Source organism: Bacteroides sp. (assembly GCF_052357945.1).
Lineage (GTDB): Bacteria > Bacteroidota > Bacteroidia > Bacteroidales > Bacteroidaceae > Bacteroides.
Map to the genome: position 1 here is coordinate 14,578 of NZ_DAWCXD010000029.1, position 22,027 is coordinate 36,604.

The window sequence follows — 22,027 nt, forward strand, 5'->3', positions numbered from 1 at the left end:
TTTAAGTTGTGAAACAATCAGAATGAAAGGTTTATACCGAACGAATACTGTCTCATATACGGATAGGTAAAACCACGTTGTCCTAAATCATCCGTGACAGAACGTTCCGGATCAAGTCCCTTCGGCAAGTGGTCGAACGTATAAAGATTCTCACCACTGAAGAACACAGCCAGATTATTAACTCCAATCTTACTCATCCACTTAGACGGGAAATTATAAGAAAGCGTTATATTACGAATACTTAAATACGATCCATCCTGTAGATAACGAGTTTGTACACGTGTATTGGCATCTGTATTTCCGGCCGCTTTCTCATAAATACGGGGGAAATAACTATTCGTATTTTCCGGAGTCCAGTAATTCAACTGTGAATCATAAACGGTAGTCCAAGCATCATAATGCGGATAAAACAGATCGTTCATCACCCACAAATCCCGTTTACCAACTCCTTGCAGCAAGAATGACAGAGAAAAACCGTTCCAACTTGCACTACCATGAATACCATACTGATAACGCCGGGTATTATTACCGATGATTTTACGGTCTCCCGGATCTTTCGTTGTACTGGTACCGCTGTTGATTATATTATTACCATCCAAATCCTTATATAATATATCTCCCGGATTCGGATTATATCCTTCCACTTTAGCAATACCCGGTTTCAATTTACCGTCCGCATCAAAATCATCCACTGTATACAAACGATCGGTTACATATCCCCAGATTTCACCCAGCTCCATTCCTACACGATATGTTTCATTATTATTCTTATCCTTACCAAATAATCCCGTTTCATTATTGTATTTGGTAATCTTAGTTTTCGCATCGTAAAGATTGAAACCTATACTATATTTCACTTTTCCGATCTGATCGTTCCAGTCAACCGAGATTTCCCAACCTTTAGAACGAAGGTCAGCCGTATTCTGTAAAGGAGCACTTGCACCTAATACACCCGGAAGTTCAGAGCCCGGAGCAAGCATGCCCTTGGTATCTCTGCGATACCAGTCGAACACCATATTCAATCTGTTATCCAATAGTCCAAGATCGAATCCGACATCAATTGTCGTTACTTTTTCCCAAGTAAAGCTATTGCTAACCAAAGCAGCTGGTTTCAAAGTAGTAACTTTAATACCTGAAACAGTCCAATAAGCTTGCTCTGCATCCATGCCAGGGATATATGCATAAGGACTAATACTCTGATTCCCGATATTACCCCAAGAACCACGCAATTTCAAGTTAGAAAGAACAGAATTTAAAGGTTTCATAAATGCTTCCTCGCTGATACGCCATCCGGCGGAAACCGAAGGGAAGAAACCGAAACGGCTATTCTTCGGGAATTTGGAAGAACCGTCATAACGTCCGTTCGTTTCAAGCAAATACTTGCCGGCAAACGAATAGTTAATGCGATAGAACAACCCTCTTACCGTATAACGTTCAAATTTGTCTTTAGCAAAATAATCACCTGTCGACTGCGAAATAGACGGCAGATCTTCATTAATCATATTCATACGCGACATCTCAGCATAACGATAGTCACTACTCTCCTGATTGAAACCTCCCATCACTGTTACATCATGTTTGCCCCATGAATTGTTATAGTTAGCATAGAAGTTCAATGCATTATAATCCGTAATACCATTGGAATATTCATACTTGGAATTGGCAGTGGAAACCTCTTTCACAAAGTTACCTCCATGTGCATAATAGAACTTCTTCTCAAATTTCGTTTTCTCGTTACTTAGATGATTGAATGTATACTCACCAATCAACTTCACATTCTTCAAAGGACTGATTGTAACCTTTCCGAAAATACGAAGATTATTCTTTTGAATAGTTGTCGGATATGCCAGGTCAATCAAGTTACGAGGAGTATTGATCGGTAATTCTTCACCATCGATATTCATTGTTCCAGTAGGGAAATAAGAAGGGAATGCGACTGCTGCTCCCCATATACCATATCCTCCGGAAGTTTCCGGCAGAGAAGAGTTAGAGTTCGTATATTTAATATCCAATTCCGGAGTAATCCATGAAAACACATCTGAACGGAGATAAGAAGACACATTGTAACGCTTGTACGTATCTTTATCCGAAGCCAGTACCCCATTTTCATTCACCATACCGAAGGAGAAACGATAAGAAATATCTTTCGTACCGCCACCTACCGAGATATTATGAGTTTGCTGGAAACCAGTCTCCATCATATCATCGAAAAGATCAGTTTCTGCCAAGCTATAACGCAGCCCGTCCACCATTGCATAACCATCCGGATATGCAGACGGATTAGCATTATATTCCTTCAAAAGTCCCAACCAGGTATCTACGTTCTGACCACTTTGATAATTGATTGTCCCCATGTCCTTATAAGCCTGTACCGTTTGGAGCGGAGTAGCCTTATGAGGCATATTGGCAGGTCTGCTAAAAGAAAAGTTATTTGAATAATTAATAGAGAGTTTAGTTGCATCCGAGCCTTTCTTTGTAGTAATCAAAATCACACCGAAAGCTGCCCGTGCTCCGTAAATAGCAGAAGATGCCGCATCCTTCAAAACAGTCACCGATTCAATATCGTTCGGATCGAGCATATTAATATCCATCTCCACGTTATCCACCAGCACCAGCGGTTTCCCATTCTTATCCAGACTGTTGACACCACGAATGTTGAAACTCATTTCTTCACCGGGTCTTCCTGAATTACCTGTAATCTGCAAGCCGGGCATTGCCCCTTTCAAAGCGTCACTCACAGACACCACCGGACGGTCACCTAAAACATCATCCATCTTCACACTGCTCACCGCACCTGTCAGGTTCGCTTTCTTTTGTACGCCGTAACCAACAACTACTACTTCGTCTATTAACCGGGTATCTTCTTTCAAAGTTACATTGAGAGGACGTTGATCTTTCACCACCACTTCCTGTGTGGCATAGCCGATATACGATATGGATAAACGGGCATTCGGAGTAACCATCAAGGAGAAATTGCCATCCATATCCGTAATGGTACCTTCCGTAGAATCTACCACTTTCACATTTGCCCCAATCACCCCTTCACCTGTAGGATCAGTGATTCTGCCTTTTAAGACAAACGCTTTTTCCTGTTCTTTCTGCGGTGTCACTGCATGGAACATAATCACCCGGGGTCCGTTCACTTCATAACTGACGTCCGTACCGGCCAGCAATTGTCCCATCACATCATTAATAGTACCGTTATTTATATTCACAGAGACTTTCCTATTCAAATCAATGTCATTATTACGAATCAGGAAAGAGTAATTGCCTTGCTTCTTTATTACTTCAATGGCTTCTTTTAAAGTAATATTATCTACTTTCACACTGAATCGCTTACTTTGTTCCTGTGCCGATAGCTGGAAACCACCAGTCAAAACGTTTCCTACAGACAAAAGCAGAAGCATTAATAATATTCTTTTTACTATTAATCTCATATTTTTCACTATTAAAGGTTAACATAATATCTTTCTATACAACGCTGAACCGCCGATATATCTATCGACTAAGTTCCCAATCATACTTTACTTTTTCTTATTTTACCTCCTTTTTCTTGTCAGTTATAAAGATAGTGTCTCCACTAACTTTCCATGTATATTGCTTCTCAACGTTGATTTCTCCCAATATATCATTGATACTTTGATTACTATTAAAACATCCGGAAAAGCGTTCCGCCTTCAGACGTTCACTCTCTAAACTGATCTTCACCTGGAATTTGCGCTCCAGACGGTGTGCGATGTCGGCAAACGGAGCATCCTCAAATGTCAGGCCACCATCCAACCAGTCACAGGCAGAACTAGCATTTGATTTCATTTTCTCCATGCGGCCCGTATTCTTATCGTAAAAAGCCTGTTCGCTAGGGAATAGTTTCATTACCGAACCGGACAAAGTGGCTAAATTGACACGACCTTCCAACAAAGATACCATTACATAATTATCGTCATCATAAGCGCGTACATTAAAAACAGTCCCTACCACCTTTATCTGTACACCATTCGTATTTACAAAGAAAGGAATCTTCTCATTTTTCGCCACCTTGAAATATCCTTCACCATCAAGCGTAACATCACGTTCACGAATACCGAACCCACGGCAATAACGTAACACAGAACCCGCATTCAATGAAACCTCTGTTCCATCCGGAAGCACAATATTCGTCCGCGAACCAGCTGGCACTTTAATTTCATAAGGAGAATCCGCATTCGTATATACTTCCGTAAGATTTTCAGTATAAGTGTACCAGAAGTAATTACAGCCCAACAACAAAATAATTGCAGCAGCTACCTTCAGCCACACAGGAACTATCTTCCGCGAACGGACAGGTTTCATCTCAGCAGCGGCTATTTTTTCTTTTATCTGTGATAAATTAGCATCCTCTACTTTGGCAAATGCAGGCACAGAAGAAACAGCCCATACTGCGGACATCTCCCGGAAAATTTTAGCTGCATCTTCATTGGAAGCCAGATAAGCGAACAGAGCTTCTTTCTCCTCTTCGGTGCAGTTACCGGACAGATAGTTGCTTATCCGGATTTCCAATTCTTCTATATGATAAGAGTCATTCATAAACGTACTTTTTCTATGGGTGTATATAACTAGATACGCAATAAAAAAAGAAACGTTTAAAAGAAAAGCGATTTTTTTTAGAGAAACATCAAAATAGCTATCATATAAGGAGTACCCAGTGATTCGCGTAGCTTAGTCAATGCTATTTTCATCTGTACTCTTACAGTGGTCACATTAATATTCTGCTCCTCGGCAATTTCACTGTATGTCTTACCCTCATACAAACTTGCTTTAAATATGGCACGGCATTTGGCTGGCAATTCCTCCACCTTCTTCATGATGATGGTATTCATTTCGCTATGCTCCAATGCCTGCAAAGGATTATCGGAAGAAAGAATATGATTTTCGAGAAAAGCCCAGATTTCTTCCATCTGTTCCGTCATCTGTTTTTCGTTGAAGTAGGAAGAACGCAGATAACTAATACTTGCGTTTTGAATAGCACGCCGCAAGTACGGAAGAGCCGGGTGAGTGATATGGTGGCGATTCTGCCAAAAAGCGACAAAGACATCATTCACAATCTCCCCTGCCACCCTCTTGTCATGCACATAATAAACAGCTATCGCACACAAATAAAGGTAGTAGGTATGATAGATTTTATCAAATGCTTTTGTATTACCGTGATTTAACTGTTCAATTAGATTTTCAGAGATTTCTGGTAGATTCATTCGTTGTCTTTCTTTAAGGAACGGTGCAAATATAGCGATTAATTCAGAAAAACAAAATTCCAATCAGATAAACCGGAGCCCGGCAATCATTCCTTAACCCTACAATCCCATCGGTATTTTCAACAAATACCAAACGATAAACAGCAATGTCCAGACAACCAGGATGCCTAATGAATATCTCCAAGTATATTTCAGCAATGAACCATACGTAATCTGCTTATCATATTGCCGCATATAGGTAAGCACCAGAGGCATATAGAATAAGAAAGGAGTAATGGCATTCGTCGAACTATCTCCGATACGGAAAGCACATTGTGCTATATCCGGAGCAATTCCCATCTGTGCAAACATCGGGATAAAGATAAAAGACATAAAAGCCCATTTGGAGGTAGCAGATACCATAATCAGATTTATCAATGCCGTAAACAGAATAAACAGAACAAGAGCAGACAAAGGAGCCGGTTCAAACGAAGAAAGCAAGTCAGCCCCCATAATCGCCAGACATTTATCCAGATGGGAATATTCAAAACAGGCAAACATCTGCGCAGCGAAGAAAGCGATAACGAAATACACTCCAAGAAGTTTCATTGGCTGCGTAAGTCCTTCAATCACGTCATTGTCAGTGCGATACCGTCCGGAACTGAATCCATAAGCCATTCCCGTAATACCTGCTCCCAAAGAAAGCAAAAACAAAATACCGGCAATAAAAGGCGAATGCATCAAACCACCATTCACACCCCGCAAAATTCCATAAGAAGAAAAAGTAAGCCACAAGATAAGAGCCACATAGATAGCTGCCACAACAATGGAAATCATAATGGCACGCCGCTCTTTACGAGACAGAGGATGGTAAGCCACCACCTTCATACTGCCTTCATACTTACCTAACGTAGGAAGAAGCCATTTTTGAGTAATCCAATACACAATAGCCGTAATGGGCACCGTTGAAGCACTCATAAAAAAGTAATTGCAAAGAGGTTCTGTATTCCCCTGATAACCCGTTTGTGCCAGTGCAGCCTCTTGCGTGGTATGCGCCAACAACGGGTCCATCGTACTCAATACAATATTAGCACTATACCCGCACGCAACGGAAACATAAGCCGTAACAATCCCTGCAATCGGATGAAGCCCCACCCATTGAAACAGCATAGCAGCAATAGGCAATAAAATGATATATCCACCATCACCAATGGCATTCGACAACAAGCCAAGCACAATCACCCACAAGATGATCTTCCTCTTTTCCTGCCGGTTTCCCACCCCCATGCGGATACAAGCATCAATAAAACCGGAATGTTGTGCCACTCCCAATCCGAACATAGCAATAATCACCATGCCCAATGGAGCAAAACCTGTAAAGTTCTTAATAGCATTCCGCAACCACCAGCGGATTCCTTCCGGACTCAACAGGCTTTGTACACGGATATCCTCACCTGTCTGCGGCAATGTCACTTTCAATCCATAGATATCGCATATCCATGAAAGAAAGACCACTGCCATTGTCAGCAGAAGGAACATCGTAGCGGGATGGGGCATGCGCCATTTATTCTTCATCATTTTCCGACTAAGCAAGAAGCTACCGTTAATACTTAATTTACTCTTCGTCAGGCTCCAGATTATCCAGATCAATAATACGCAATTCCAATGCACGTACTGCCAACCGGGTAGCATTCACTCCCACCCGTTCTCCATTCGGGAAAAGGCGTCCAATAAGATCATTCTGCCGTTTCTCCAATGATTTCACACCAAAAGGCATTCCTTTCAGATTGGCAATCATCTCTTTCGTATAACCCAAAGCCAGATGACGGAGAAAACGTTCATCGTATTCATCAATATCATAGCTGATGACAGCCTCCTGACGCTTAGCATCATTGGCTACAGATTTCTTGAAACGATCTACAATCTTTTCCAGAATCGGATAGTTAAATACCAATTTCTTTCCATCCATCACAGCCTGTACATCTGTTTTCGTCAGTAGCTCACCCGTTTTGAGGATAATTCCATCGGCACCGGCATTCAATACGTCCACCCACAACTTTTCGTTCAGAATCTCACCCGTGAAGATCAATACCCGAACTCCTTTGTAACGTTTGAATATATTCTTGCAAATATCAACGCCAATGGTCGTAGAACCTCCTAGTCCTAAGTCCAACAATACCAGATCGGGAAGCTGGGCCTCCATCAACGGCCAAAACTCACTTTCCGTCATTGCCGTGCCGATTACTTCTGCATTCGGTATTTCATGACGGAATATTTCTTCTGTCCCTTTCAACTCCAGTTTTACATCCTCTACAATAATAACTTTAAACTTCTGTTCTTCCATGTTCCTTATCTAATAACTTTTATGTGTTTTCCTTTTATCGGCGCGGAATAGTGAAATAAACCGTAAACCCGCCGCCTTCAGCCGGCTCGGCATTGATACGGCATCCCCTACGTCCCGCAAATTCGTCGTGGTCGCGAATAATTTGTTTGCATACCAGATATTCCGTTCCCCTCAACTCCCCTTTTTCACCGGAAGTCATACGTGCCAAATTCGGATAAAATAGTTGATTCAACTCTTCCACACTCTTCTCACGTCTCGTATCCGTAAAGAGGAAACGAATATATTCATTATCCTTGCGCGCTTGCAGACGTATCACTCCATCTTCACGTACAGTCAATGCTTCATCAATCAAATTTTCCAATAGAAAACGCAACTGATTCACGTCTCCTATCACCTTCGCCTCCATCGGCTCTATTTCCAATTCTATCCTCTCCGGCCGATTCTTCATCAACTTCTTGAAATATTTTCCAGCAGCATCCAAAAGTTCCTGTACCGGAATCACCGTACGCCGGAAAGTGACCTCCTCCAATTGACGGGAAGCACACGAACTCAAAATCGTAAAGATTCCCTTATAGTATTCAATCAATTCCGTCATAGTCTCCACCGCTTCACGCTCCTCCGTTTCCGAAAGATTCTGCGCATTCAACCGCCCTACAATCTGTTTGATCTTATTCGGATAATAAATCGTCTCATGTTTAATCGTCGACAGACAGTTGTCAAGCACCATATTCTGGACATGCAACATGCTGTCTTCCCAGGAAGCCCGGCGTGTTTCTTCGTGTGCCGACTCGATATCCCGGTATTTTGTAGCCAATTTCACCACTGCGTTAAACACAACAATAGCCACATAACGAGCCACCAGTTCAAAAAGCAGTCGATCCGTCTCCTGTTCCGTTCCTTCTCTGCGCTCCAGATAAAGCACACCGACACATTGATGCTCGCCCCCTGCTTCCACCATCAGCGGAATTGCCTGAAGATGCTGTTCGGAAAGATATTTCCCGGAACTAAAACACTGCTCTACCATTTCCGGCATTTCCTGTCCGGGACGAGAAGCATATTCCAGCCGGTGTGTCGTTTCATTATAAACGGCAATTCCCATCCGGTCAATTGTCAGTAATTCATTTACCGCCCCGAATGCTTCATCCACAATCCGCTGCGGAATTTCTTTAAGCGTACTCTCTTCCCGTTGAAGTGCCTCTGCATTTTCCTGTTCCTGCGGTCTCACCAAAGATGCAGCAAACACCTTCTGGTTAATCTCAAGTACCTGTTCGAGATTCAAACGATTCTGCAAACGTTTTCTCATGTACAGAAAATAATATCCGACCAACGAAATAATCAATAAAACAAAGCATAAAATAATTCCTACCGTCTTATTGGTATTCGAACGCTCCAACTGCCGGCAATATGCTTCGAGAGTTTGATCCTCTCCCTGCAACTTATACAAATCCGTAAATGCCGAATTATTATAACTATATGCATCCAACTGTTTCAAAGCCAAAAAAGCAACTGACGCCTCATTCCTTATATCCAAAATTACATGATAATCCGAATCAAACAGTTCGTTCCACCAACTGATTTCAGCAGGCGTTCCCTCACCTACCAGCTTCATATACCGATGTGGGCGATCCGGACGCGCATATTTTTCATAATGCTCATTCAGAAAAAGCATCGCAGAATCTATATATTGCAAAGCCAACTCATAATTTTCATCCACATTAGCAAAATAGGCAGCATTTGCATAATCCGACGCTACATCCAGCAAATCCTCATACGCAGAATCCGTAACTACTACAATCGAATCTCCATCCTGCAACATGGGAGGAATCGGATCATGCAGACAAGAAACCATCCCCAACGGAAGCAACAAGCAAAGCAACAATACCCCCATCGCTTTACGCACTCCCGAAGGCAAACGAAAATAGAAACGGCTTCCTTTCCCTAGTTCACTCTCCACATCAAAGACACATCCCCGGAATAAATCATTCGTCTTCTTATACTTCTCAATGATTCCCTTACAATTCATCAATCCGAAACCACTACCTTTGTTTTCTTTCAACACTTCCGGATCGGCTGCATTCTTCATTCCGATCACACGGGAATCATACACCTTCTCACCAATGATATGCGCCACATCCTCTTCAGAAATACCTCTTCCGTTATCCTCCACAGAGATCTCGACATACGCATCCTCCGTAGTACGGGCATACACTTTAATTGTTCCTCCTTCCGGAGTATATTTACGGGCATTTTCCGCCAGCGTATTAATCATAAACAAAGTTAGTGCCCGGTCGGCCTTCACCATAACCGTAGTCGGTTCAATTTCCAACTTCTGATTTTTCATTTCAAAAGCGCGTCTTCCCTTGCCTAGCAGCTCAAACAGTTCATTGAGACTGAAAGTTTCAATATTCAGGCTAAGCGTTCCTTGCTTCATCTTAATCCAAAGAGCCAGAATATCGTTGTACTCATTAATCGTAGTTACCAGCTCATCAATGTATTGATACTTCTCTTTCTTAATCTTCGCATTATCAATATACCCCCGCTCCGTCAACTTATGCACCTCGTTCAATATACGGTCGATATAAGGATTAATACCATTGACAATGGCCAGACAAGCCTTCTTTATAAGATTCTGACGTTTATTTCCCGCAATATGTTGTTCGTAAACATACCGTTGCTTTTCCAACTGCATCCGCTCGTCACTCAACGCTTCCACCATCTGCTCATTGTCCGCAGCCCAAACAATATACGGTTCAAGCACATGCACCAATGCTTTTTCATCACGGTTCAACCGATGCAGAGGAACCAGTGCCGCTTTTCCTTCCTCCGGAATTTCCAGTTGAAGACGTCCTTTCCCGAACAATTGATCGATACCTTGCTGAATTAATGGAATATTCATCGGAATGGACGAAGTTATGTCCCGGCAAAGAGTCAGAATCCGTTGCAGACGCTCCACGTCTACCTGATTCCTTATTTTAGACCGTTTATTGAAAAACCACCAAAGAATAACCACCAGTACAAGCCCGACAATAACCAAAGAAAGTACAAGCGTCATTTGTCGTGAATCGGCTTCCAATGAAAGATAGCGGCTCTCCAACTCCTTATCCTGACGGGTATAATTCAAAATATCCAAATATATATTCCGGTTGTAATCAGAAGCATACTTCATCCCGAGCCCCGCATACGACACACTCAATTGCTCCCGAATTCTTGAGATCCATTCAGGTACCGTCCTTACATCTTCCTGCATGATCCATGGAACCCCGGTATAAGTTGTATCTCCTTCTACAAAAACATGTAGTTTATCCAATGTATCCGCCGCATGGTGATAATAGAGCATGTGATGTTGATTCACACAATCTAACGCTTTTGCAAGCGTATCCAATGCTTCCGTATAACGTCCGTGCTCATTCATATATTTACCGATAGACACATACGCACCGGCAATCTGATACAAATCATTGTACTCACGGAACTTTTCAAGCGCACGCTGTGCCATTCGCAAAGGCAAAAGCGAATCTACAGGAAACCCAAACTGATCCAGCGCATATCCCCTTCTCGTCCGGAAAAGTTCGAAATTATTGGGTGAAACCATCAGATTAGCCAATCCTTGCAGACCATTTCCTTCGAAATAAGGATGATTAGTCTGAACAGCTGTCCGCCAGGTAATATAAAGTTGGTCGAACTCACGCATTTTCCGGTCTTCCGGCTTGGTTGCCTCCACCAACGAAGCCGAACCTTTAATATAATGATAATAAAGCAACTGATTAGTATCTGTCAAAGCTTCATCTTCCGGAATCCGGTTGAGAGCTGTGATAGCCTCCTGCCGTTGCTGCAGATAGTAGTAATAAATGGAAGAAACGATGAAAAATTCGGTGAATGCATAATCCAGCCGTAGCGCCTCGTGACGGTCGGCAAACAAATCACTCTCTTCACGAATACGTTTCATGCGCTTGAGCGCACTATTACGATAATCATAAAATTCTTTATTCATAGCCGTTCGCTGACAGATTTTCATCAGTCCGATGTCAGCAATCAACAGTTCGAGTTCATTTTTAGTCAGTTTATATACTTCCTTATGCAATGCTTCCGCCCGATCAAAGTCCATAGCCATAAAAGCACAGAATCCCAGATTGTTGGATGCTTCCGCTTTCCCCGACTTGTAGAAATTCACCTGCCGATAGGCTTCATTGGCATATTTATAAGAAGAATCCAGGCTTCGATAACGATAAGCATACGCTTTCCCGTTTAATGAATCAATCAGGCGCACCTCTTTAGTCGGCACCATATCAGTGCACGAAAAAAAAGAGGCAAACAACACTATACCTATTATATATAAAGGAAAGCGTGAACTCATTTTTGACTATTAACTGTTTTCAGAAAGCAAATCTACAAATATTTCCGATAAGTTGGAGAGAAAAATATTTTTTATACAATAAGTCCTTCTAAATAATAAGAGAAATTCCTACCTTTGCAGGCAAATTAACAAATAGGTAACATCTATTACAAAATGAGCGAAAAAGCACCCTTTATGGTATTCTCGGGAACGAACTCGAGATATCTGGCAGAAAAAATCTGCGCAAGCCTGGATTGTCCTCTGGGAAATATGAACATTACCCATTTTGCCGATGGCGAATTTGCAGTTTCATATGAGGAGTCAATTCGTGGCGCACACGTATTCCTGGTTCAATCCACTTTCCCTAACTCAGACAACTTGATGGAACTTCTCCTGATGATCGATGCTGCAAAACGTGCGTCTGCAAAGAGTATTGTAGCTGTAGTCCCCTATTTCGGATGGGCACGTCAGGATAGAAAAGACAAACCTCGTGTATCTATCGGCGCCAAGTTGGTAGCTGACCTGCTGTCTGTTGCAGGTATCGACCGTCTGATTACGATGGACTTGCATGCAGACCAGATTCAGGGATTCTTCAATATCCCGGTAGATCACCTGTACGCATCAGCAGTATTCCTCCCTTACATCCAGTCATTGCAACTGGAAAATCTGGTTATTGCTACACCGGACGTAGGAGGTTCAAAACGTGCCAGCACTTTCTCCAAATACCTCGGTGTACCATTGGTACTCTGTAACAAATCACGTGAAAAGGCCAATGAAGTAGCATCTATGCAAATCATCGGTGACGTAGAAGGTAAAAACGTAGTATTGATTGACGATATCGTTGACACAGCAGGGACAATTACCAAAGCAGCCAACATCATGTTGGATGCCGGTGCCAAATCTGTACGCGCCATCGCCAGCCACTGCGTAATGTCTGATCCGGCTTCTTTCCGCGTGCAAGAGTCTGCCCTGACAGAAATGGTATTTACCGACAGCATCCCTTACGCAAAGAAATGTCCGAAAGTGAAACAGTTGAGTATCGCCGATATGTTTGCTGAAACAATCAAACGAGTGATGAATAACGAATCTATCAGTTCACAATACATCATTTAATAGATGATAGGTGACAAATGATAATTGATAGTTGAAGTTACTTTCAACAGGAAATTATAAAATGGATAATGACCGCTTTGGGTTATTATCCATTTTTTTGTACCATACCATTTATCATTATTCCATCACCTGGCACATACATGCAAAAAAAATAGGCCACGCAATGCGCAGCCCACTACCATTTATCACCTATCCTCTATTGAAGTCTTCCGAATTTATAGGTTCCTTTTTTGATTACTTTTCCATCTTTATCTGTTTCTACAAAAGGACCATTCTTCTTTCCTTGTTTGAAAAACCCGTCGAAGCGATTACCATCTTTATCGATTTGTACGCCCTGTCCGTCTTCCAATCCGTCAACAAAGCCACCTTTATATTGCATCCCAGCAACGGTTTTCAGAGTACCCTGTCCATTGGGACGGTTGTCTTTCCAGTCACCGTCATAAACATCGCCATTGCTCCATTTATAGATTCCTTTGCCATCACGTTTATTGCTTTTCCAGCTTCCTTCGTACACGGCACCATTCGCCCAGGTAAAAGTACCTTTTCCGTCTTGCATGCCATTTTTGAAATTACCTACATACTTGTCACCGTTAGCATGATAATAAACTCCTTCACCGGTGCGTTCACCTAAGATATAAGAACCTTCATAACGATCGCCCGTGTGAAAGTAGTAAGTACCTCTTCCATGTTGAATATCATCCGCCCAGTCACCATCGTATTTATCTCCATTGGTATATTCAAATACCCCTTTTCCGTGACGGACATCATCTTTCCAGTCTCCTTCATACTTACAGCCGTCGTCCCAGTTCATGGTACCTTTGCCGTTCTTCTTATCATTTTTCCAGTGACCGGTATATTTAGCACCGTTTGCCCAAGTGTATGTACCTTCGCCTTCACGTTTATCATTCACCCAGTTACCTACATACAAATCACCGTTATGATAATACATTGTTCCTTCACCATGCTGATAATCCTGAAACCACATACCGTCGTAACGGTTATTATTCATAAAATAATAGATACCTTTTCCATGCTGTTGGTCCTGAAACCACTGTCCTTCGTACTTTTCTCCATCGGGAAACATATAAATTCCATATCCTTCACGTTTTCCCTTCACATATTCTCCTTCAAAGACATCACCGTTTTTAAAGACTGTTTTTCCTTTTCCATTCGGTTTTCGTCCTTTCATTTCTCCCGTATAGACACTGCCATCCTTAAAAGTATAGTTGCCAATCTTTATTTCAGTGGAGAATGTATCTTTAATTTTTCCGAAAAATCCGCCTTTTTTTCCTTCATTTTCTTGTGCCATCACTCCCTCTTGTGCAAGAAGAGCCAGCAAAAGTGTAGTATATAGATATTTCCTCATTGGTTTTAGTCGTTACTAATTTTAGAATTACAATTTGGACAAAGATACAATTTCTATCCCAAACAGCCCACTTTCGGAAAGCAATTTATGACAACTTTTTACCTGCAATGACCTCTTTTAATGTCTCTTTGCACAAATAGCGCTGTGCCAAATCTTGTATTTCCATCGGAGTAACCTCATTCACAGCCAGCAGAGAACGTGAAAAGTAATCATCATCCAGACCAGAAGTAGCAATGAAGATCCACGCATCCGAAAGTGAGAAAGGCGACTCATAACTACGGCACATTTCTCCCAACATATAATTGCGTACAATAGTCAATTCTTCGGCTGACACAGGTTCCTGATGCAGGCGGTCTATTTCATGATACACTTCCTGTATCAACGATTCCACATATTCATTATCCGTTTCTGTCGAGATAGCCAATAGTCCGCTATCCGGATAAAACATGATTCCTGCCGAAATACCATAAGTATATCCCTTCTCTTCACGAATATTAGACATCAGCCGACTGCCGAAATAACCTCCGAATAAAGTCATCAATACCCGAAGTTTCAAATAATCAGGATGATTACGAGTAATGGTCGTATATCCCATCTTCACAGCACTCTGCATGGCGTCTTCACGCTCTGTAAAAATTCTCTTTTCAGGAACAGCAGTAAAAGGAAAACTTAATCTCGACACCTGCTGCTGATACTGACCGAAAGAAGTGCCGAATGTATCTGTCACCCGGCTGATAATATCCTCCGTCACCTTACCGGACAAAAAGATAGAGCAATTACCCGAATGATAATACCGTTCATAAAATTCACGGAGCACTTCCGGAGTGATGGCATGATAATCTTCCTCCACCACTATTTTACCACATGGATGCTGTTCACCGTAAAGCGACTGCAACAGACTGCGGTGTGCCAGAAAATCAACTTTGGAAGTATTGACCTGGTATTGTTGGATATTGGTATCGAGAATGGTATGCAATTCCTTTTCCGGGAAAAGCGGTTCTTTAATCATGGATTCCACCACCTCCAATGTTTTCGCCAAATATTTATTCAACGAATAAACAGTGATATATGCATATTCCGACGAGCTGGACAATTCGAGCCATGAGCCGTAGTAATCCAGTTTCTCGGCAATGGTGGCAGCCGTATATTTTTTCGTGCCTTCGCGCAGCATCCGGTTCGTAAACAGAGCTTGCAGTTTCTGCGACTGTTGCCAGCGTCCCCCGGCAAAAAGCACATCTATGCGTACCACTTCCTGTTCACCCGCATTAATAATAGTCAACGGAATACCGTTTGGCAACGTCATTCGAACGGGAGGAAGTATACGAAAATTTTTCAGGGTTTGTATTTCAGGTTGTATCGTACGATCCATAAGATTAGATTCTATTCTTCAAAAATTCTTCTGCCCGTTCCAAGTCTTGCGGGGTATCAATTCCAATAGTTTCCACCTCACTGATGCCGACCTTTATTTTGTATCCGTTCTCCAGCCAGCGAAGCTGCTCCAAAGATTCGGCCAACTCCAAAGAAGACTGTGGAAGCATGGTAATCTCTTTCAGCACCTCTGTACGATAAGCATACAATCCGATGTGCTTGTAGTAGGTATGTCCCTTCAACCAGTCCTGTTTCTCGGCATTACGCTGATAAGGAATGATAGAACGGCTGAAATAAAGTGCGTTCCAGTTCTTGTTGACTACCACTTTCGGTGAATTCACGTTTTCCAGTACGGCAAACGGTTCATCGGCAGTAAAAGGCTTCACCAACGTAGCAATCTGCGTGGTTACATCTTCAAAACAAGCCTTTACCGCATCCAGTTGTGAAGGCTGAATAAAAGGCTCATCTCCTTGTATATTCACTACGACGTCAAACTCACCTCCAATCTTGGTACAGGCTTCATAACAACGATCCGTACCACTTTTGTGATGAACGGAAGTCATCACAACCTTTCCCCCGAACGCCTTAACAGCAGCTTCAATGCGTTCATCATCCGTAGCTACATAAGCGTCATCCAAAACACCTGCCACTTGTTCGTATACGCGTTGTATGACTGTTTTTCCGCCCAACATAGCCAACGGTTTCGCAGGAAAACGAGTGGATGCATAGCGGGCAGGTATAATTCCAAGAAATTTCATCTACTTAATAAATAATGAAGAATGGAAAGCAGATAATGACTGTTGTATATATCCCCTTTGCCAATCCTCCGGTTTTAATATTTTGTTATCATATAAAAGCATGTCAATATCCAGACAAACCTTCTCCTCTTTCTTATCCTCCGGACGACGTCCGGACCTCCGTTCTATATCTTTCAGCGTTTTCCTCACCGCCTCTTCATCCTTATCGGAAAAGAACAGAACCACTTGGTTGGAAAATAGAGCCGGATTCTTAAAAAACAAAGGTTTAGTTTCCAGTTCGGGAGCAAAACATATAGAAGAGAACGATTCTGTCAGCTTCTGCCTGGCAAAAGTCAAGTTCTCTTTCCTGTTGTAATTACTCCCTATGCAAACAATATACTTGTGCACTTCTTTAATTGAAAAGATCGTCCAATCCCCCTTCTTCTATCACTTCGCCATCAGGAGTTTCCGAACCGGCACACGGGTCAAACCCTTCAGGGAGTTTGAATCTCTCCTGCTGGTCATATCCCAAGGTCGGATCGTCATACACTTTCTTCATATACATTGCCCAGATAGGCAAAGCTGCAGCAGCACCCTGTCCATAGGTCATTCTACCGAAGTGAATATCACGTTCGTCCCCTCCTACCCAACAACCGGATACCAGTGAAGGAGTGAATCCCATAAACCAGGCATCGGAGTTATCATTGGTCGTTCCTGTTTTTCCACCCATATCGGCGGTAATTCCATATCTACGAACACGTCCACCCGTTCCTTCATTAATAACGGCACGCAGCATAACCAGCATTTTGTAAGTGCTCGACGCGCTTATTACTTCTTCCATTTGCGGTGCAAAAGTAGAAATGACATTGCCATCACTATCCTCAATACGGGTAACGAACAATGGAGCCACCCGGATTCCTTTATTGGCAAAAGCTGTGTATGCGCTGACCATTTCACCGACAGAAATTTCACAAGGTCCCAGACAAAGTGAAACCACCGGATCAATTGCTTTATTACGTACACCAAAACTATGGATCAAGCGTACCAAATCATACGGATTCAGCTTACCCATCAGATATGCAGAAATCCAGTTATCGGAATTTGCCAATCCCCATTTCAGAGTTACCATTTCTCCATAACGCTTATCATTTGCATTACGTGGTGTCCAGGGAGTTCCATTCTCATCAATCAAAGTTTGCTCTACGTGGCGTGCCTGATCGCAAGGAGAAAATCCGTTCTCCATTGCCAATGTATATAAATACGGCTTAATAGTAGAACCTACCTGACGACGTCCCACCATCGCCATATCATACTGGAAATATACATAATTCGGTCCGCCCACATAAGCCTTCACGTGTCCGTTTGCCGGATCCATTGACATAAATCCCGTCCGCAAGAAAGATTTGTAGTAGCGGATGGAATCCATCGGTGTCATAATCGTATCTTTATCACCCTTCCAGGAAAAGACAGTCATTTCTTCCGGTGTATCGAACGCCTTACGAATCTGTTGTTCCGAAGCTCCCGCCTCTTTCATGAGGCGATAACGTTCCGTTTGTTTCATTGCTTTCGTCAACAACTCTTCCACTCGTTTTTCCGGTAGTGATCGTGCATACGGAGCATTCTTACTTCCCTCTTTTTCTTTGAAGAATATAGGTTGCAGATAATCACCCAAATGCTCTTTTACAGCATCTTCGGCATACTGCTGCATACGTGAATTGATAGTTGTATAAATCTTCAATCCATCTGTATAGATATTATAATTTGTACCGTCTTTCTTCTTGTTTTTCGCACACCAGCCATATAACGGGTTAGTTTCCCAAGCGATGGAATCTTCGTAGAATTTCTGCATTTGCCAACCACGATAATCACTTCTTACCGGTTTCGGTGCTGTCATGACGCCACGGAGATATTCACGGAAATAAGTAGCCAGCCCCTCTTTATGGTCAACACGATTGTAAGTCAGTTTCAACGGAAGAGCCTGCAAAGAATCACATTCTGCATCTGTGATATATCCGGCTTTACGCATCTGCTCGAGCACCACATTACGACGGCCACGGGAACGTTCGTTGAAACGAACCGGATTGTAAAGTGACGGATTCTTACACATACCCACCAATGTAGCTGCTTCTTCAATCTTCAAGTCCTTCGGTTCACAGCCAAAATAGGTATATGCAGCAGTTTTGATACCAACAGCATTATTCAGAAAATCAAATTTATTGAGATACATACTCAATATTTCCTCTTTGGTGTAGTAACGTTCAAGTTTCACCGCAATCACCCATTCAATCGGTTTTTGGAAAAGACGTTGAAGTGTATTTCTCGCCACATTTTCTGTAAACAACTGTTTAGCTAGCTGTTGTGACAAGGTACTACCCCCACCTGCATTTTTCTGAAACATCAAACCACGTTTCACAAACGCACGGAACAATGCTTTGGCATCAATCCCCGAATGCTTGACAAAACGAACATCTTCCGTTGCAATAAGAGCATTGATAATACTGGGTGACAAATCCTTGTAAGCCGTGTACACCCGGTTTTCCTTGCTGTAAGACCATGTACCAAGCACTTTCTCATCTTCAGAAAAAATCTCCGTTGCAAATTTATAGCTCGGGTTCTCGAGTTCCTCTACAGGAGGCATATAGCCAATCCAACCCTTTGAAATGGAGACAAAGACTATAACAATAGCCAATACTATGACTGCCAAGAATATCCAAAGAGCTTTTATTATTTTTCGAATCATGTTTTTTCTCGCTTAAAATGACGCATTTAATTAAGATGCAAAGGTAGATAAAATCCGCTATTCAGCCAACGAGTTTGATTATAATTTCTATTTTGTTAAAATATAGAGCGATACTCCTAACAAATAGCATGAAACAAAACAAAAAAGAGCATTTTTCAAGAAAGCAACCCTCTTATTATATCTAAACACAAACAGGCGGGAAAAATCCCGCCTGTTATTCATTCATAAATATACCTATTTATAAGATAATCAATTACAAGGTTGCTGCCTGCACACCTACCACTCCGGCAATCGCACCGGCAACAGCAATAATCACTTTCAAAATAATACTCCACGTTTTTTTCATAGACATTTCTCTTTTTAAATTAAACACTAAATGAACACTCTAACCGTCAGCTATTAATCAACAAGACATTAAGCTGCGGGATCCGGTGCCTCTCCGCTACCGCCACCTTCATCTCCGCCACCTTCGCCTTCATCCGGTTTCTCGGGATCTTCCGGAGATACAGTAACGCTAATTTTCTTCAGATATTCATCCAGACTGATCAGATCTAACTTCTCATCTGCACGGGTAGCAGTTTTGGTGACACGCAACTCTTTATTGGCTTGGAAAAAGATACGAACACTATCTACACTCTTAGCATTAATATCCTTCGCCAACTCCGCACCTTTCGAACGGGCAGTCAACATAAACACACCCAAACCTTCGATATTCACAGACTTACCTTCCAACAACTGCTCCTTCATTTTTTCCACAAAATTCTGGATTACACTCTTGATGTCACCGATAGACAGCGAAGAACGATCCTGCATTTTCTGTGCAATATATTTCAGGTTGACGGACTGACCTAAAGTGATCAGATGCGGATAATATCTCTTAGGAGAATTGGGAACACGCGGATCTGTTGGTCGCGTAATGACTTTGTAAATTACACTCATACTACGTTTTTTTAAGATTTAAATTCAAGTTATTTATTCACGTTTTGTTGATCAACAATGCAAAGGTGAAGCTTTTATTCCGGATAGAAAAGAAAAAAGCCCCTTGCGGAGCTCTTTATATTTAATCAAGTATATAGCGACTTATAAATCAATGATATAATCAAGCATTTATAATCCTCCAGTCCCCAATCGTACACCGTTCGCTATCAAAACTGACAGCCACCTTTACGACAGGCAATCCACATAAAGCAAAGCGTTCCGGATAATTCTTCAAATCAATTTGATTCATCGCTTCATCCGCACTTTTGTCCAGCTTCAATTCCATCACATACAACGTAGTCTTTGTACGAAGCACCATATCTACCCGTCCACGAGGAGTACGAACTTCCACATCCACGTAATACCCCAATAAACTGAATATAATATAAAATAGTTGCTGATAATGACCTTCATATTTCGTATTATCGCATTGCGGTATAGTGGACAAGAATGCTTGCAAACGGCATAATGCAGCATCCATATCCCCATTACGGATATCACGGGAAAGATAAGCCACCATCGTATTGGCTTCCGGTGCTTTACCGGCCACATAATGTGGAAGAAGACTTTTCATCAGGCCTATCCGTACCTCCTTATTAGGGATATCCAATGTATATAAATCAAGTTCCTTATCATAATCCTTAATCGTGATATAACCACTTTGATATAACAACGGGGTAATGCTTGCCATCCTTTCTGTTGGTGCATCAAAATCCTCTACAGTAGCCTTATTATTTCCGATTTCAGAAGGTTCTATTCCGAATTTCTCCAGCATCTTTATCAAATATGTAGGTGTACCGCTACCAAACCAATAAGAATTAAATTTACCATCCGCAAAGGCATTAAGTAAACTAAACGGATTATACATATCGGGCGAAGGAGATGTAAAATGATAACCATCATAATTTTCTTTCAGTCTCATCAAAGCTTCTTCCGGTGTTATTTCCAATTTCTTTGCCAATCCTCCCAAATCCTCTTTCATTTGCGAACGTATCTCATCCCCACTAATTCCACATAAAGCAGCATAATGCTCATCCATACTGATATTCTTTATATTATTCAGTTCACTAAAAATACTAAGTTGAGAAAATTTAGTGATACCAGTCAGAAATACATAGCGTAGATAAGGGTCGCAAGCCTTTAACGGACTATAAAAATTACACATGATATTGCGCAATATACCCAAATTGTCATGTTCATGTACCACATCCAGCAAAGGGGCATCGTATTCATCAATAAGAATGACTACTTTCCTACCAGTTTTTTCATAAGCACGTTTTATCAATCCCATTAAACGTTGATTAGGGTTGACCTCCTCTTCCATTCTTCCATAGATTTCTTCATAATTAAATAATTTCAAATTCAATTCCTGAAGTAATTGTTCCTTATCTACATGCTTGGCAGTACTCATATCGAAGTGAAGTACCGGATATTCCACCCAGTCCTTCTCCAGTTTCTCCATAGCCAATCCATGAAACAGGTCCTTGCGTCCGGAAAAATAGCTATGCAGCGTAGAAGTAAGTAATGATTTCCCAAAACGTCGTGGACGGCTCAAAAACATATAGCTGGAAGCCGAATGAGTCATCCGGTAAACATATGCTGTTTTATCAATATAGAGGTAATTCCCCTCCCGTATCTTCGAGAATGTCTGTATCCCGATAGGATATAGTCTTTGCAAATCTTCCATATCAATCATATTTTTCACAAAGCTACTAAAAATTATCCATCAGTCATTGCTTTACAAAAAAAATATCAACTATCTTCACAGACGGTTGATATAATAGAAATCACATCGGATTTACACCGACATGAGGGCGTTGATCAAAAATACACCGCTGTGT

Annotated in this window: 15 protein-coding genes; 1 reads left to right on the forward strand and 14 read right to left on the reverse strand. The window is 41.8% G+C overall.

Annotated features, from left to right (window positions below):
- Positions 1–17 precede the first annotated feature (17 nt).
- From ACT8YW_RS08240 to ACT8YW_RS08265, 6 genes are all read right to left on the reverse strand, one after another.
- Positions 18–3,407, reverse strand: a complete 3,390-nt coding sequence (locus tag ACT8YW_RS08240; protein WP_444104620.1) for a TonB-dependent receptor — start codon at positions 3,405–3,407, stop codon at positions 18–20.
- 127 nt (positions 3,408–3,534) lie between these two features.
- Positions 3,535–4,563: a FecR domain-containing protein gene (locus tag ACT8YW_RS08245; RefSeq protein WP_444104610.1), complete on the reverse strand. Its 1,029-nt coding sequence runs from the start codon at positions 4,561–4,563 to the stop codon at positions 3,535–3,537.
- 77 nt (positions 4,564–4,640) lie between these two features.
- On the reverse strand, positions 4,641–5,228 hold the full coding sequence (locus ACT8YW_RS08250) for an RNA polymerase sigma-70 factor (RefSeq protein WP_004308903.1): 588 nt from the start codon (positions 5,226–5,228) through the stop codon (positions 4,641–4,643).
- A 99-nt stretch (positions 5,229–5,327) separates the two neighbouring features.
- Positions 5,328–6,782 carry an AbgT family transporter gene (locus ACT8YW_RS08255; RefSeq protein ID WP_120078814.1) on the reverse strand — a complete coding sequence of 485 codons (1,455 nt, stop codon included), beginning with the start codon at positions 6,780–6,782 and terminating at the stop codon, positions 5,328–5,330.
- 40 nt (positions 6,783–6,822) lie between these two features.
- A complete protein-coding gene (locus ACT8YW_RS08260; RefSeq protein ID WP_004295828.1) occupies positions 6,823–7,551 on the reverse strand; it encodes a DUF5932 domain-containing protein in 729 nt (242 codons plus the stop codon).
- Between the two features lie 34 nt (positions 7,552–7,585).
- Positions 7,586–11,905 carry a DUF5113 domain-containing protein gene (locus ACT8YW_RS08265; RefSeq protein WP_444104611.1) on the reverse strand — a complete coding sequence of 1,440 codons (4,320 nt, stop codon included), beginning with the start codon at positions 11,903–11,905 and terminating at the stop codon, positions 7,586–7,588.
- 153 nt (positions 11,906–12,058) lie between these two features.
- Here ACT8YW_RS08265 and ACT8YW_RS08270 point away from each other — a divergent pair, with 153 nt between their 5' ends.
- On the forward strand, positions 12,059–12,997 hold the full coding sequence (locus tag ACT8YW_RS08270; RefSeq protein ID WP_008777022.1) for a ribose-phosphate pyrophosphokinase: 939 nt from the start codon (positions 12,059–12,061) through the stop codon (positions 12,995–12,997).
- Between the two features lie 196 nt (positions 12,998–13,193).
- Here the strand turns inward: ACT8YW_RS08270 and ACT8YW_RS08275 are convergent, their stop codons facing one another.
- The 8 genes from ACT8YW_RS08275 to ACT8YW_RS08310 form a co-directional block, all read right to left on the reverse strand.
- Positions 13,194–14,363: a phosphatidylinositol-4-phosphate 5-kinase gene (locus tag ACT8YW_RS08275; RefSeq protein ID WP_444104612.1), complete on the reverse strand. Its 1,170-nt coding sequence runs from the start codon at positions 14,361–14,363 to the stop codon at positions 13,194–13,196.
- Between the two features lie 85 nt (positions 14,364–14,448).
- Complete coding sequence (locus tag ACT8YW_RS08280; RefSeq protein ID WP_444104613.1) at positions 14,449–15,732, reverse strand: M16 family metallopeptidase; 1,284 nt, start codon at positions 15,730–15,732, stop codon at positions 14,449–14,451.
- A gap of 4 nt (positions 15,733–15,736) precedes the next feature.
- Entirely contained in the window at positions 15,737–16,489 is a 753-nt protein-coding gene (kdsB, locus tag ACT8YW_RS08285) for a 3-deoxy-manno-octulosonate cytidylyltransferase (protein WP_117937620.1), read from the reverse strand.
- Positions 16,490–16,876, reverse strand: a complete 387-nt coding sequence (locus ACT8YW_RS08290; protein ID WP_444104614.1) for a 2-amino-4-hydroxy-6-hydroxymethyldihydropteridine diphosphokinase — start codon at positions 16,874–16,876, stop codon at positions 16,490–16,492.
- A gap of 4 nt (positions 16,877–16,880) precedes the next feature.
- Positions 16,881–19,208, reverse strand: coding sequence for a transglycosylase domain-containing protein (locus tag ACT8YW_RS08295; protein WP_444104615.1), 2,328 nt, complete (start codon positions 19,206–19,208; stop codon positions 16,881–16,883).
- A gap of 253 nt (positions 19,209–19,461) precedes the next feature.
- Complete coding sequence (locus ACT8YW_RS08300) at positions 19,462–19,554, reverse strand: smalltalk protein (protein WP_004295819.1); 93 nt, start codon at positions 19,552–19,554, stop codon at positions 19,462–19,464.
- A 68-nt stretch (positions 19,555–19,622) separates the two neighbouring features.
- Positions 19,623–20,147, reverse strand: coding sequence for an HU family DNA-binding protein (locus ACT8YW_RS08305; RefSeq protein ID WP_004295818.1), 525 nt, complete (start codon positions 20,145–20,147; stop codon positions 19,623–19,625).
- A 160-nt stretch (positions 20,148–20,307) separates the two neighbouring features.
- Positions 20,308–21,882 carry an ATP-binding protein gene (locus ACT8YW_RS08310; RefSeq protein WP_444104616.1) on the reverse strand — a complete coding sequence of 525 codons (1,575 nt, stop codon included), beginning with the start codon at positions 21,880–21,882 and terminating at the stop codon, positions 20,308–20,310.
- Positions 21,883–22,027: the final 145 nt, after the last annotated feature.